Here is a 14,746-nt window from a genome sequence, read left to right as displayed (position 1 = left end):
TGATCTGATCTATTATTACTTATGAAAACAGACACTACTTTTACCAATACACTAGCCGGATCGAAGCAATTGGCCCAGCAAACCGTTTTCTCTATTTTATTTACCATCAGTTTTACGCATTTTATCAACGATATGCTTCAGGCTGTTATTCCTGCGGTTTACCCTATTCTAAAAACTAAATTTAGTCTGACTTTTACCGAAGTTGGACTTATTACCCTGACCTATCAGCTAACCGCCTCCATACTGCAGCCTTTTATTGGCTTTTATACCGACAAAAAACCGCGTCCGTATTCATTGGCTATCGGTATGGGTTTTACTCTTGTGGGTCTGGCAGCAGTAGCCGTAGCTTCGAGCTTTGTTAATATTTTACTTGCTGTAAGTTTAATTGGCATCGGATCGTCCATATTTCACCCCGAATCTTCACGCGTTGCCCATTTGGCTTCTGGCGGAAAAAGAGGTCTTGCCCAATCGATTTTTCAGCTTGGAGGAAATGCAGGAAGTGCAATTGGACCTTTGTTGGCAGCTATAATTGTGGTTCCTTATGGACAATTTAATATTATATGGTTCTGTTTAGCCGCCATCGTAGGTATTGTAATTCTATCAGGTGTTGCCAAATGGTATCAGGAGCATTTAAATCTTAAAGCACTAAACAAATCGGCTGTTTTAGAAGAAAGACACCATTCGCTTTCCAAACAAAAAGTCATATTCTCATTAGGAATTTTACTGGTATTGATTTTTTCAAAATACTTTTATATGGCCAGTATGACCAGTTATTACACATTTTATCTGATTGACAAATTCCATTTATCTGTTCAGGAATCACAAATTTATCTTTTTGCATTTCTTGGTGCAGTAGCTGCAGGAACATTATTTGGAGGAGCATTAGGCGACCGTTTTGGACGAAAATACATTATCTGGATTTCTATTTTAGGTGTTGCTCCCTTTACCCTCTTATTACCTTATGTTTCACTTTTCTGGACCGGAATATTATCCGTAGTTATTGGTTTAATTATATCATCCGCATTCTCAGCCATTCTGGTTTACGCAACAGAACTTGTTCCGGGTAAAGTAGGTTTAATTGCCGGGCTATTCTTTGGACTGGCTTTTGGTATGGGTGGATTAGGTTCTGCTGTATTGGGAAAATTAGCCGATACTACAAGCATCGAATATGTGTTTAAAATTTGCGCTTTCCTACCCCTGATAGGAGTTTTGACCAGTTTACTACCCAACATCGAAGGAAAAAAAAGAAAACAGTAGGCTCATAACAAAACCGCTAAACTGTAAAATGTAAACTCCAAATTGAGACTGTAAACTGTGTTTTTTACTTTCTGAATATTTTAATCCTTAAAAAAAGATTAAAATTGGAGTTTCTTCAGCAAATACATTGATTTACTAATATTAATTTTTACATTTGCGTTATTTTTAACTATTCTAAATAGATTGTACACGCAAGCTATTTTAGTAATGTACCAAAACAACTAATTTTTTAAAAAATAGTAAATCTTTAAATATGAAAAAGAATTTCTTTATCTCTTTTGCATTAGTCGCTTCTTTATTTGTTAGTGCCCAGCAAAAAAACATATTATTAGAACAATCTTTTTGGAAAACGGCACCGGATGTAAATACCGTTAAAGCTGAAATTGCAAAAGGGAATAATCCGGTAGAAGCAAATGCCAATGCTTTTGATGCTACAGTTATCGCAATCAACAACGATGCTCCTATTGCTACTATAAAATTTTTATTAGACCAACCTGGTAATCCAATAGTTAAATTAACTCACGATAATCGTATTTATCTGCATTGGGCAGCCTACAGAGGAAATGTTGAATTGGTAAACTATCTTATTGCTAAAGGTTCTGACATTAACCTTGAAGACAGCCACGCTACTACTCCACTCGCTTTTGCAGCTTCAAATGGTCAAAACAATACCGCTTTGTATGATGCTTTTTTCAAAGCCGGAATTGATCCTAAGAAAAAATACGCTGACGGTACCAACCTGTTATTAATGGCTATAGCATCAGATAAAGAACTTGTTCTTACGGATTATTTAATTACCAAAGGATTGTCTCTAAAAGATGTTGACGCTAATGGAAGTACTGCTTTTGACTATGCAGCAAGAACCGGAAACATTGTACTTTTGAAAAAACTTTTAGACAGAAAAGTAAAACCTACTGACAATGCACTTCTAATTGCAGCACAGGGATCACGCAGAGAAACCAATACGCTTGAAACTTATAAATTTTTAGTAGAAGAAGTAAAATTAAAAGCTACAGCTACTGGTAAGTCCGGAGAAAATGTACTTCACTTATTGGCAAACAAACCAAATCAGGGAGAAATAATTGCTTATTTCTTAGCTAAAGGTGTTGATGCTAACAAAGTCGACAAAGACGGAAATACACCGTTAATGATCGCTGCCGGAGCAAGAGAAACTTCTGCCTTAGACAAATTATTACCAGTATCAAAAAACATTAACTTACAAAATATTAAAGGGGAATCGGCATTGACATTTGCAGTAAAATCAGGCACTCCTGAAGCGGTTGCAACCTTGTTAAGCAAAGGTGCCGATGTAAATGTAAAAGATAAAGACGGGAACAATCTAGGAGTTTACTTAGTACAATCATACCGTCCAATGGGCCGTGAAGCTAATGCTGTACAAGACCCATTTGAAGCAAAAGTAAAATTACTTCAGGAAAAAGGACTGAATTTAGCTGCTCCTCAAAAAGACGGAAGCACGCTGTATCACTATGCTATTGCAAAAAATGACCTGACTTTAATAAAAAAAATAGCTTCTTTAAACATTGATGTTAATGCTAAAAACAAGGATGGTTTAACAGCTTTACACAAAGCAGCGATGGTTGCAAAAGACGATTCAATCTTAAAATACCTTCTTTCAATTGGTGCAAAAAAAGAAATCAACACCGAATTTGACGAAACTGCTTATGCTTTAGCAAAAGAGAACGAATCGTTAACAAAAAACAATGTTTCTATTGACTTTTTAAAGTAATCGGTAGAAAAATCAAATTCCAAATTCCAAATTCCAAAAATCTAAAGATCTAAGAATCTAAAAGTCTAAAATTAATATGAAATCAATATTTAAAATAGCGCTTACAGCTGCGTTAATCTGCTTAATCTCTTTTCAGTCTACAGCACAAAGCAAATACAAATGTATGCTTCAAATGGCTAATTATATGGGAGAAGGCGCTTACATCGTCGTTTCGCTTATCAATCCAAAAGGAGAATACGAGAAAACACTTTATGTAATGGGTGACGATAAAAAATGGTACAAATCGTTGAAAGAGTGGAATAAGTTTCAAACTTCAAAACCTGCTGACATCAGTGCAAAAACAGGAGCTTCTGTTACAGGCGGGGATCGCAGCATTACCACGATTGAAATCGAAGATTCTAAAATAAACAAAGGATATAAACTAAGATTTGAATCGGCAGTAGAAGATCAGAAGTACTATGTAAGCGATTTAGAAATTCCGCTTACCACTGAAGGACTGGCTAATAAAACTGAAGGAAAAGGTTATATCAGATACGTGAGATTGAACAAAGTTTAATTCTAATAGTCATAGCGTGCGAAAACAAACAGGCGAAGCAATCGCACGAATACACTCTAATTAAATTCTTTGAAAAAGAATAACCACAGATTCAAAAGGTCTAAACAAATTAAAATTCCTTTTAATCTGTGGTAAAAAAACGCTTAAATTTGATTACATTATAGATTACACTCCATGACTCTTTCTTTTTGGCGTTACGCACACCTGGCTCTTGCTTTATTCTCTTCTTTGTTTTTGATCCTCGCTTCGGCAACAGGTATTATTCTGGCTGTTGATACGATGCAGGAAAAAACACTTCCGTACCGTGCCGAAAATTTTGATACTATAACACTGGAAGAAGCCTTAACCGTACTCAAAAAGAATTATTCTGAAATTACAACCGTAAGCGTCGATAACAATCAGTTTGTAACTTTGCAAGCTATTGATGAAGACGGCAATGACATTAATGCTTATATTGATCCTAAAACCGGTAAACAATTAGGAACACCTCTAAAAAAAAGTGAATTTATTCAATGGGTGACCGGATTCCATCGTTCTTTGTTTCTTCATGAAACGGGACGATTTTTTGTAGGTGTTATTTCCTTTTTACTCGTTTTAATTGCGATCTCGGGCTTTGCCTTGGTATTAAACAGACAAAGAGGCATCCGTAATTTTTTCTCTAAAGTGGTCAAAGAATATTTCACACAATATTACCATGTTGTTTTAGGAAGACTGGCTCTAATTCCAATTCTGATTATTGCACTTACCGGAACTTATTTATCTCTGGAAAAATTTAACTTCTTCCTGGATAAAAAAGACCAGGAGAAAGTTAAAACTGTCAAAGCCGTTGTTTCCAAAAAAGAAAAAGAAACCTCCGTTTTCAAACACACTCTTTTAGCAGATGTCGAAAAAATCGAATTTCCTTTTACATCTGACCCGGAAGAATATTACATTATAGGATTAAAAGACCGCGAAATTGAAGTCAATCAGGTTACAGGGGCTATTGTTACGAAAAAATTTTCTCCGGTAACCGCTCAATTGTCTGAGTTAAGTCTCGATCTGCATACCGGAAGAGCTAATGGAATCTGGGCTTTTATACTTGCGATTGCCAGTATCAACATCCTCTTTTTTATCTATTCGGGATTTGCTATCACCTTAAAAAGAAGATCCAGCCGAATCAAAAATAAATACAAAGCTGCTGAAAGTGAATTTATACTGCTGGTAGGTTCCGAAAACGGAAGCTCTTTGCGATTTGCCAATGCCGTTCTCAAACAATTGACCGATCAGGGCAAAAAAGCGTTTGTTACCGAACTAAACAGTTATACCGCTTTTCCAAAAGCAGAACATCTCATTATCTTCTCCTCGACACACGGATTAGGAGACGCCCCTTCTAATGCAAATAAATTTATATCACTTTTAAAGAAACATCCGCAGCAACAAAAAATCTCTTATTCTATAGTTGGATTTGGTTCAAAAGCTTATCCTGATTTTTGTGGTTTTGCCTTTGAAATAGACAAACAGCTAGAAAATCAAAATTGGACAGAACGCTTTCTGGAAGTTCAAACCGTAAACGATAAATCGGCAATAGAGTTTGTAAACTGGATCAGGCTGTGGAGTGCTAAAACCGGAATTCCGTTGTCGACAACGCCTTCTTTGTACAATCATGTTCCCAAAGGATTGCAAAAATTAATGGTTTTAGACAAAACACTTATTTCCGAAACAGAACAAACTTTCCTGATTACATTACGTGCTAACATGAGAGCTAAATTTACTTCAGGAGACTTACTGGCAGTTTATCCGGCAAACGACAGCAGAGAACGCCTCTACTCGATCGGAAATCATTCCGGAAACATTCAGTTGGTTGTAAAATTACATCCGCACGGATTAGGTTCCGGATTCTTAAATGCCTTAGTTCCCGGGAATGTAATCAAAGCCAGAATCATCAACAATAAAGCTTTTCATTTTCCTAAAAAAGTGCCTCAGGTGGCCTTTATTTCAAACGGAACCGGTATCGCACCTTTCCTTGGAATGATCGAACAGAACAAAACTAAAACAGAAATACGTTTGTATTCAGGGTTCCGAATGGAAACCGAGACTGTTTCAGGCTATAAAAAATTTACGACTGAAATGATTCAGAAACAAAAACTGCAAAGTTTTCATTTGGCTTTATCTCGTGAAAATGAACATTTTTATGTTATGGACCTGATCAAACGCGATGCTGATTTTTTCATTAATTTACTACATCAAGGTGGTGTAATTATGATTTGTGGCTCACTGGCCATGCAACAGGATGTAGAATCAATTCTAGATCAATTATGTCTGGAAAGAAATGTAAAAAATCTTTCGGAATACAAGAAAAATGGCCAATTGCTAAGCGATTGTTACTAGCGAATTATTGCATTTAATGCATCACAACATCAATTTTATGCCTCTTTAAAACATAAAACAAATTTCAATGTCAATCAAAAAAGCGATCCATACTCACTCTTTACTGCTACTGGTAATGTTTTGGAGCCTAACTAGTACTGCACAGGCTTTGCGAAAAAGAACTACATTGCTTATGGGGGGACGTTTTGATATTTCGATTGTGGCTAAAGATTCCCTTGCGGCTGAACAAAATATTGATGCGGTAATTGCTGAAATTACACGAATAGAGAATCTTATCTCCGACTGGAAACCCGATTCTCAGGTTTCTCAAGTCAATCAAAATGCCGGAATCCGACCTGTAAAAGTAGATCGCGAAGTTTTTGAACTCACGCAAAGAGCCATACAATTTTCTGAAGCGACCAAAGGCGGTTTTGATGTAAGTTTTGCCGCTATGGACAGAATCTGGAAATTTGACGGATCAATGACTGAAATACCTTCACCTGAAGCCATAAAAAAGTCAGTAGAAAAAGTAGGTTACAAAAACATTATCCTAGACAGCGTTCAATCGACCATATTCCTAAAATTGAAAGGAATGAAAATTGGATTTGGCGCTCTGGGCGAAGGTTATGCAACAGATAAATGCCGAAATATGATGCTCGAAAAAGGCATTAAAGCCGGAATCGTAAACGGCTCAGGCGACATGACCGCGTGGGGAAGACAACCCAACGGCAAAGATTGGAACATCGGAATGACCAATCCTTTTCACCCTGATACACTGTTTGCGGTAGTTCCGTTAAACAATGGCGCTGTGACCACTTCCGGAAGCTATGAGAAGTTTGTAGTTTTTGATGGCAAGCGTTATTCTCATATCATTAATCCCGCAACCGGATATCCTGCTACCGGTTTGTGCAGTGTTTCCGTCTTTGGACCTAATGCCGAAACCGCAAATGGTTTAAGTACCTCGCTTATGGTTTTAGGACAAAAAGAAGGCCTTCTTTTATTAAAAAAATACCCCGACTATAGCTGTGTGATGATTACAGATAATGGCAAACTGGTCAAATCTAAAAACTTTAAAATCAAAAAATTCAAGCCTAGACTTTAATCTGTTGCTAGTTTTTTTCGCGTAGCTTGCTTCGCCTGTTCTCTATCGCTCGGGTTTGCAAATTTATGTTTCTCACGAAGTCGCTAAGACGCTAAGCTGTTTTTGTGTGGGGGCTTCAAACACTCCAACACAAAACTTTGCAACTTTGCGCCTCTGCGAGAGTTTTCTTTTATACAGATTTAGCAGATCTTGCAGATTTTTGTTTCTCGCGAAGTCGCTAAGACGCAAAGATTTTTCTGTGTGAAGCATCAAAATACTCCAATCTAAAACTTTGCGCCTTTGCGAGAATTTTATTTTCATGCAAAAGCACCACAATTTCTCCTTGTCTTTTATTTTAAATATTTGAAAGAAATTAGAGACAAGTGATTATTCCACTAACATAAATCACCTCGCAGAACTGACCTTGTTTTCGATAGTAATCCGTTTCAAAATTAAGCAATTATAGTTCACCATTTTAGTATCTCGTAAAAAACTACCTATCAACACCATACCACAAAACACCATAGCTCAACACTATTTTACTTTGTTCAATCTTGGGTAATTTAAAAAGTATTATAGTACAAAACTGATGGTATCCTCTCACTTCAAATTTCAAATTAATCTCAACATTAGAATTTCTAATGTAATTCTAATGATCTTCTAATCTCTTTATTTAGATTAAATATAAACAATGATTTAAGTTTGCATTCCTATTTAAGAAGTACATAAATCATGAGGTTTTTATTGTTATTGTTGACGTTCATTCATTTTTCAGGTTGGTCCCAAAATGGAAATATTAAAGGAAAAGTTACTTTTGGAAACGCTGAATCTGCATTTGGCGCATCGGTTACAATCGCCGGAACTCAAAAGTTTGCCATAGTGGGTAACGACGGTCAATTTGAAATTAAAAACGTTGCTTACGGCAATTATACCCTTGAAATCACTTCACTTGAAGCCAAAACAAAAACAATAAAAGTTGTTGTAAATAGCCCTACTGTTCCCGTAAACATCTTATTGGAAAAATCAACTGATCCAAAAGCCTTAAAAGAGGTTGTAATCAAAAAGAACTCTGTAAAAAAGGAGATCATGAACAAAGGTTTCTCCGTGAATGTTATAGAAACTAAAGAGGCTGCTACCAGAAATATACAAACAAATGAATTACTTGACCGCTCTGCCGGCGTAAGAATCAGACAAAATGGAGGATTAGGATCGAGCGTTAATTACAATCTAAATGGAATGTCAGGAAACGCTATCCGAATTTTTATTGACGGAATTCCATTAGATACATACGGCTCTTCTTTTAGTCTTAACAGTATACCACCTGCTTTAATCGAGCGCATCGAAGTTTACAAAGGAGTCACTCCTGCGGAACTGGCTGATGACGCCTTGGGTGGAGCTATAAATGTGATTCTAAAAAAAGGTGCCAAAAATACGCTAAATGCTTCCCTTTCTTATGGTTCATTCAATACTATTCAGTCTAACTTTAACACAACTTATCGCGACAAATCAGGTTTTACGGTAAAAGGATCGGGGTTTTATAACTACTCTGATAACGATTATGAAATATGGGGACGATTTGTTTACAACATAGCACCGGACGGAACTCGTGAAGCTGCGCGGGTTAAACGTTTCGAGAACCGATACAGATCTTACGGGGGAAGATTTGAAGCCGGTTTTACCAATGTTAAATGGGCTGACAATTTTTTAATTGGATTAAATGTCTCTGAAGATCACAATCAAATTCAGCATGGCCAATACATGACAAAACCTTATAAAGGCCGTTTTTCCGAAGCTGATGCTACTGTACTAAGTCTGAATTACTCCAAAAAAGATTTCCTATTTAAAAAAATTGATTTTTCAACCAATACGGTTTTTAGCAACAAACATGAAGTGGTAAACGATACGGTCAGAACGGTTTACAACTGGTCTGGTGAAAAAGTAATAGATTTAAGGACAGGCAAACCCCTTTTATCTCATACGGGAGCACAGCAGGCTGGTCCCACCATTAATAACATTTCAGAAAATATACTAAGTTCCAGAACCGTATTGACTTATAATCTAAATGAAAAAAACAGATTTATATTCAGTAATTTATTCTATACATTGGATAGAAATGAGGACGATTTAATCAAACCTGAATTTCAAAAAGATTTTGAAGCAACATTTGATTTGCAAAAAACAGTTACTTCCCTAGCTTACGAAATGCAGGCTTTTGACTCACGTCTGAGAACCAATATTTTCGGTAAGTTTTACGAGCAAAAAGTTAACCATAGAAAACCGGAATTGGTCACACAAAATGGGCAAACCACGGTAGTGGAAAGGATTATCAAAAGTACAACTCCACTATTTGGATACGGACTGGCTGCTTCCTACTTTGTTACTCCTGAGATTATGATTACGGCATCAGCAGAAAAAGCCGTCAGATTAGCAGCTGCAAATGAAATGTTTGGAAGACCCAGTGAAAATGTATTGGCTAACCCCAATCTAAAACCCGAACAAAGCAACAATTTCAATTTAGGGTTACAATTTGGACCTTACGCAATAAATACGCATAAAATATCCGTTGCTGCAACAGGTTTTTCAAGAAATACCCGTGATCGAATTGTTCGTGTCTCGAATGACAGAGTTAATGATGCCATACAAGTTTTACCATTTGATAATCTGGGACGCGCGCAATCCATTGGCTATGAAGCATCGTTTAATTATAGCTATAACGACCGTTTGTTTGTATCGATGAACATGTCAAAATTCAACTCCTTATACAAAAAGAAATACGATGATAATGGGAAGGAACTAGATTTTTACAACAGACAAATCCCAAATGAACCTTTCTTTACGGTAAACGGAAACGTACAGTACAACTTTAAGGAACTGATCCAAAAAAATTCACAACTGAATTTGTATTATAACTTTGGTTATGTAGATCCTTTTCCAACAATTTGGATAGACGTACCAGACTCCAAAACACCAGCACAATTTGCACAGGATTTAGGCTTGAGTTATGTTTTTCCGAATAAACAATTTGTACTAAGTCTTGACGCTAAAAATATATTTGATAAACAGGTTTTCGATAATTACGCTGTTCAAAAACCCGGACGCGCTTTTTATCTGAAACTTAATTATACCCTAAATAACTTTTAATATCTAATTTTTTAAAACAATGAATATGAGAAAAAATATGTTTAAACTATTTACATGTGGTCTAGTTTTAGGTGCATTCTCATTAACTACAAGCTGTAGCAGTAATGATGAGAAAAGTGCCGATCCAATAAATCCGGAAACAACTGATCGTTGGATTACAGTTTCAGGCGCATTAATGCAGGAAAATCCCGGAGACGGAAACGGAGGAACTATGGTTTATGCGGTTACGAAAAAAAACGCTAAAGATCCAAACTACTCGATTAATGTTTATGCAGACGGAATGCCTGTACAATCGAACAGAACGGCTCGTTTGCAATCTTCTGTAGACGGAAAAACTCTCTTCAACATTACCTATACAGGGGCTAACGGTGGAGAGTTTATGACGTATGCAGTAAATGGAGCCAAAAATTTCACCCAATCAGGTACTACCGTAAACATCTCGCAATATGCAGGAACATCTCCAAGATGGAATAAACTTTTTGATGGAGACAAAACCGGTGTTGCTGTAAATGTAAGTACTCCAATAATTAAAACAAATCCGGATAAAACTTACATGTATACGAGAGGTACTGCTACTGTCCTTGCTTTAGACCTTAAAGGCATTCGTATTTCAAAATACGATCAGTATGAACTTCCATTAAGCCCTCAGGAAGAAGCTCAGGGACACCATATTTTCCGTTTAGATGCTCCTACGATCAACAAAGCAGGAAATAAAGTAATTATCGGAACATGGTTACGTAAAACGAATCCAACTACAGGGCAAATCGAAACAACCTATGACCGTTTAGGCGCTAAATCTGTTGTAGTAGATTATCCATCATTAGCAAATCCACAAGTCATTACTTCTAAAGTTGGTTTTGGAGATACAAGCGGTTTCCGTAGCTTTAATAGTTTCTTAGGAACTGATGGTAACATCTATCAAGCAACTCAAAGAGATACAAACAAAGGTTCATTTATTGTAAGAATCAACCAAAACAATCAATATGATGACTCATTTGTTATCAGCCTTGATGCTGCGTTAGGCATAAAAGGATCTTATATCGATGCTTGGAGATATGCAGGAAACGGAATTGCTTATGTACTTTACACGCAAACTGCAACCGGTAAACAAGGGTTTGTTGCCAGAGTAGATCTAAATGCTAAAACGGCTAAAAAAGTAGACGGTATCGCTTACGATACTGCTATAGATTTTGGTCAATACCAAGGTTTTGTAGTTGACGGTAACGAACTTTACCTGGCTGTTACACCAGTTGGAAAAGACGGAAACATTTATGTTATCGATATTCCAACAGGAGCTGTTACCAAAGGAGCAAAACTGGTTAACAAAGCAGGAAACCATTATATTGGAGTATTCTAAAAAAAAGCTGCAAAAGCAGTAAAAGCACTCATAACAATTGTTATTACTTGAGTTTTTTTTTTAATTAAAACATTCCGTTTCAGATTTCTGGAACGGAATGTTTGTTTTTAGGACAATCTTTTATTTCTTATAGCGAGAAGTCAAAATGAATTACAGCAGTTCAATTCATAATTTTTACGTTTTTTTCCCCACAAACGATTCGACAACTACATTAAATAAAATATTTTTCTTAGATTTGTGTAATCGATTACATTTAAGTTTTATTCTTTATTGGAGCTGTTTTTTAAAATTTCTAAAAAAAAGCCATAACGAATAAGACAATTTAGTAACAACGAATACTAATTTATAATTAAATTTCAAACCAAATTCATACCCATGAATGCTAGCCCAATCCAACTTCTACGCATTACTCTGATCCTTACGATCCTCTGTTTATTTCCAGATAGTTTTGCTCAGGGTAACAAACCCTATGACACCTATAAAAATATAGAGTTTAAAATGGCAAAAGTCAATGAACCACTAATCCCTCAAAATACCGTAAACCTAAAAGATTTCGGTGCGGTCAATGGCGGATATGTTTTAAACACTAAAGCTTTCGCTGATGCCATAGAAGCACTATCCAAAAAAGGTGGTGGAAAGGTAGTTATTCCTCCAGGAATCTGGCTTACTGGCCCAATTATCTTAAAAAGTAATATTGAACTTCATGCCGAAGCTGGGGCTCTTATTAAATTCTCTACCGATAAAAGTTTATATCCAATTATCGAAACCAGTTTTGAAGGGCTTAACACCTGGCGCTGCCTCTCTCCTATTTATGGCAAGAATCTGGTAAATGTAGCCTTTACAGGAAGTGGTGTGTGGGACGGTTCCGGAGAAGCCTGGAGACAGGTTAAAAAAAACAAACTCACGGACGAACAATGGAAGAAGTTTGTAGCTTCCGGTGGTGTTTTAAACGAGAAAAAAGACAGTTGGTATCCTTCTGAGCAATATCTAAAAGGGGCTAAAAGTGCGGATCAAAATGTTCGTCACGATCTAAAAACCAAAGAAGAATTTGAAGCCATTCACGATTTTCTCCGTCCGGTTTTGGTAAGTATTCAAAATAGTAAAAGAGTACTATTTGATGGGCCTGTATTTCAAAACTCTCCCGCCTGGAACATTCATCCATTTATGGTTGAAGATTTAATTGTTAGAAATATAACCGTTCGCAATCCGTGGTTTTCTCAAAATGGTGATGGTCTTGATGTGGAATCCTGCAAAAATGTAATTATCGAAAATTCAAGTTTTGATGTGGGTGACGACGCGATCTGCATCAAATCGGGAAAAGACAAAGACGGTCGTGATCGCGCTGTTGCCTGTGAAAATATTATCGTTAAAAATAACATCGTTTATCACGGACATGGTGGTGTAACGGTAGGAAGCGAAATGTCGGGCGGCGTAAAAAATCTACATGTCTCTAATTGTACTTTCATGGGAACCGACGTGGGGCTTCGTTTTAAAAGCACTCGCGGACGAGGAGGAATTGTAGAAAATATTTACATCTCGGATATTTTTATGACCGATATTCCGTCACAGGCTATTTCATTTGATTTGTACTATGGAGGGAAATCAATTGCCGAAACTTTGGCCGAAGGCGGAAACACCGTTACTACAAAAGCTGTTCCTGTAAACGAAGAAACACCACAATTTAAAAATATTTCGATCAAAAACATCACGATTAGAGGTGCGCAACAGGCGGTATTTCTTCAAGGTTTACCCGAGATGAACCTTCAAAACATCGAAATCTCTAATCTGATCGCCAAAGCAGAAAAGGGTTTTACAATCATTGATGCCAACGGAATCAAAATCAACAATGCAACATTAGACATCGAAAATAGTACCGTATTTGAAATCTACAATACCCAAAATATGTCTTTAAAAAATGTTGAATTTAATTCGGCCTCGACAAAAGCAATTTCGATAAACGGAGAAGCGTGTCAAAATATCGAATTGGTTTCCTCCCAAAAACAAGATTTATCTAAAAGAACTACTCTGGGAGAAAACGTTTCTAAAAATGCTGTAAAGTTTTAAATTAAAAACTACAAACAAAAAATATCTCGCTCGCCAAAGTCTTCAAATGTCAACTGAAAAACTGCGCAAATGTCCCTAACTTTGCGCATTTTTCCGTTACTTATAACTCATAAGCGTTTCAAAAGTCTCTGCCTTTTTTAATAGACTTATTGATGCAATTAAATTTAGCTTGTTTTTAAATATATTTGCTAGATACGCTACAAAGTCAAAGACATTTGCGCAGCGCGTTTATGTAATTAAAAAACACCTGGCAGAGCTGGTATTGCAGCAACTATAATTAAAACATAAATTTTATATAATGGAAATAATAAGAATTAAAAGAAATTATACTAAAATTATTTTTCTTTTGGTCGCAGGAATAATTTTTGGGATTCTATGTTTGAATATGTTTTTAAATCCTGATAAGTATGCTTCTTTTGTTTTTAAAAGTACTTCATTTATACAGTTTTTTGGTTTAATAGGTTCTATTTTCACATTTGTCAGTATAATTCTAGTTACAATTAAAACTTTTAGAAACAAATATGGTTTGATCATCACTAAAGAAGGTATAATTGATCTATCAAGCGTAGGAAGTATAGGTTTGATTCATTGGAAAGATATAAAAGGAATTAGGCGAAAAAAAGTTATGTCAACTGAATTTTTATTGATAGATGTTCGTAATCCCAATGAGTATTTAGATAAAGCTAAAAACAAACTTATTTTAAACTTATTAAAATCTAATCTAAGTATGTATGGTACCCCTATTGCTTTATCATCCGTTGCTTTACAATGTAATTTTCATGAATTAAAAACTATGCTTAATAATTATTATCAAATATTCTTAGAGAAACATTAGTAACGCATAAAATCGAGTAATACCCTTACTTTTCGAAGTGTCAAAATGTCAACTAAAAAGCCACACATTTATGTAATTGTAGAATACTTGGCAGAGCTATTTGTTTTATATTATGATGTAGCAGGAGGAAATAGTGAAATATAAATAAATGCAAACTGGCAGAAAGAGAATAAAAATTAGTCCAATTTTAAAATTATGAAAAAATATCCGATTCTTATTTTGATAATGTTATCGTTGATTTCTTGCAACAAAAGCGAAACTAACCAGACTCTTAATAAAGAAGAAATAAAATTTATTAAAAGTTTAAATCTTCTAGCAGATAGCGAGCATATCTATAAATTTTATAGTGAGTATAAAAAAAA

General features: G+C 35.8%; 9 protein-coding genes. All 9 read left to right on the top strand.

The window, feature by feature from the left end:
- Positions 1 to 21 precede the first annotated feature (21 nt).
- Positions 22 to 1,257, top strand: a complete 1,236-nt coding sequence (locus FLA105534_RS06320) for an MFS transporter (RefSeq protein WP_173965188.1) — start codon at positions 22 to 24, stop codon at positions 1,255 to 1,257.
- 253 nt (positions 1,258 to 1,510) lie between these two features.
- Positions 1,511 to 3,004 (top strand): ankyrin repeat domain-containing protein, encoded by a 1,494-nt coding sequence (locus tag FLA105534_RS06315; protein WP_173965187.1) that lies wholly within the window; start codon positions 1,511 to 1,513, stop codon positions 3,002 to 3,004.
- A gap of 76 nt (positions 3,005 to 3,080) precedes the next feature.
- The gene (locus FLA105534_RS06310; protein ID WP_173965186.1) at positions 3,081 to 3,560 is read left to right on the top strand and encodes a DUF2271 domain-containing protein; all 480 of its coding nucleotides are present in this window, start codon (positions 3,081 to 3,083) and stop codon (positions 3,558 to 3,560) included.
- A 174-nt stretch (positions 3,561 to 3,734) separates the two neighbouring features.
- A complete protein-coding gene (locus FLA105534_RS06305) occupies positions 3,735 to 5,927 on the top strand; it encodes a PepSY domain-containing protein (RefSeq protein ID WP_173965185.1) in 2,193 nt (730 codons plus the stop codon).
- Between the two features lie 67 nt (positions 5,928 to 5,994).
- Positions 5,995 to 7,008 carry an FAD:protein FMN transferase gene (locus FLA105534_RS06300; protein ID WP_246253178.1) on the top strand — a complete coding sequence of 338 codons (1,014 nt, stop codon included), beginning with the start codon at positions 5,995 to 5,997 and terminating at the stop codon, positions 7,006 to 7,008.
- A gap of 711 nt (positions 7,009 to 7,719) precedes the next feature.
- The gene (locus FLA105534_RS06295; protein WP_173965184.1) at positions 7,720 to 10,128 is read left to right on the top strand and encodes a TonB-dependent receptor; all 2,409 of its coding nucleotides are present in this window, start codon (positions 7,720 to 7,722) and stop codon (positions 10,126 to 10,128) included.
- Positions 10,129 to 10,153: 25 nt separating this feature from the next.
- Complete coding sequence (locus FLA105534_RS06290) at positions 10,154 to 11,485, top strand: hypothetical protein (protein ID WP_246253177.1); 1,332 nt, start codon at positions 10,154 to 10,156, stop codon at positions 11,483 to 11,485.
- 375 nt (positions 11,486 to 11,860) lie between these two features.
- Complete coding sequence (locus FLA105534_RS06285; RefSeq protein WP_246253176.1) at positions 11,861 to 13,549, top strand: glycoside hydrolase family 28 protein; 1,689 nt, start codon at positions 11,861 to 11,863, stop codon at positions 13,547 to 13,549.
- Positions 13,550 to 13,847: 298 nt separating this feature from the next.
- Positions 13,848 to 14,384: an STM3941 family protein gene (locus FLA105534_RS06280; protein WP_173965182.1), complete on the top strand. Its 537-nt coding sequence runs from the start codon at positions 13,848 to 13,850 to the stop codon at positions 14,382 to 14,384.
- Positions 14,385 to 14,746 lie beyond the last annotated feature (362 nt).

Origin of the sequence: Flavobacterium collinsii, assembly GCF_902804485.1 — a bacterium.
Lineage (GTDB): Bacteria > Bacteroidota > Bacteroidia > Flavobacteriales > Flavobacteriaceae > Flavobacterium > Flavobacterium collinsii.
Note: the sequence above shows the minus strand (reverse complement) of the source record. Positions and strands in the feature narration are given on the sequence as shown.

Bases quoted from the DNA above. Each gene is read 5' to 3' on its own strand.
- FLA105534_RS06310 (WP_173965186.1), top strand. From the start codon at position 3,081: ATGAAATCAATATTTAAAATAGCGCTTACAGCTGCGTTAATCTGCTTA.
- FLA105534_RS06280 (WP_173965182.1), top strand. From the start codon at position 13,848: ATGGAAATAATAAGAATTAAAAGAAATTATACTAAAATTATTTTTCTT.
- FLA105534_RS06285 (WP_246253176.1), top strand. From the start codon at position 11,861: ATGAATGCTAGCCCAATCCAACTTCTACGCATTACTCTGATCCTTACG.
- FLA105534_RS06290 (WP_246253177.1), top strand. From the start codon at position 10,154: ATGAGAAAAAATATGTTTAAACTATTTACATGTGGTCTAGTTTTAGGT.
- FLA105534_RS06320 (WP_173965188.1), top strand. From the start codon at position 22: ATGAAAACAGACACTACTTTTACCAATACACTAGCCGGATCGAAGCAA.
- FLA105534_RS06315 (WP_173965187.1), top strand. From the start codon at position 1,511: ATGAAAAAGAATTTCTTTATCTCTTTTGCATTAGTCGCTTCTTTATTT.
- FLA105534_RS06295 (WP_173965184.1), top strand. From the start codon at position 7,720: ATGAGGTTTTTATTGTTATTGTTGACGTTCATTCATTTTTCAGGTTGG.
- FLA105534_RS06300 (WP_246253178.1), top strand. From the start codon at position 5,995: ATGTCAATCAAAAAAGCGATCCATACTCACTCTTTACTGCTACTGGTA.
- FLA105534_RS06305 (WP_173965185.1), top strand. From the start codon at position 3,735: ATGACTCTTTCTTTTTGGCGTTACGCACACCTGGCTCTTGCTTTATTC.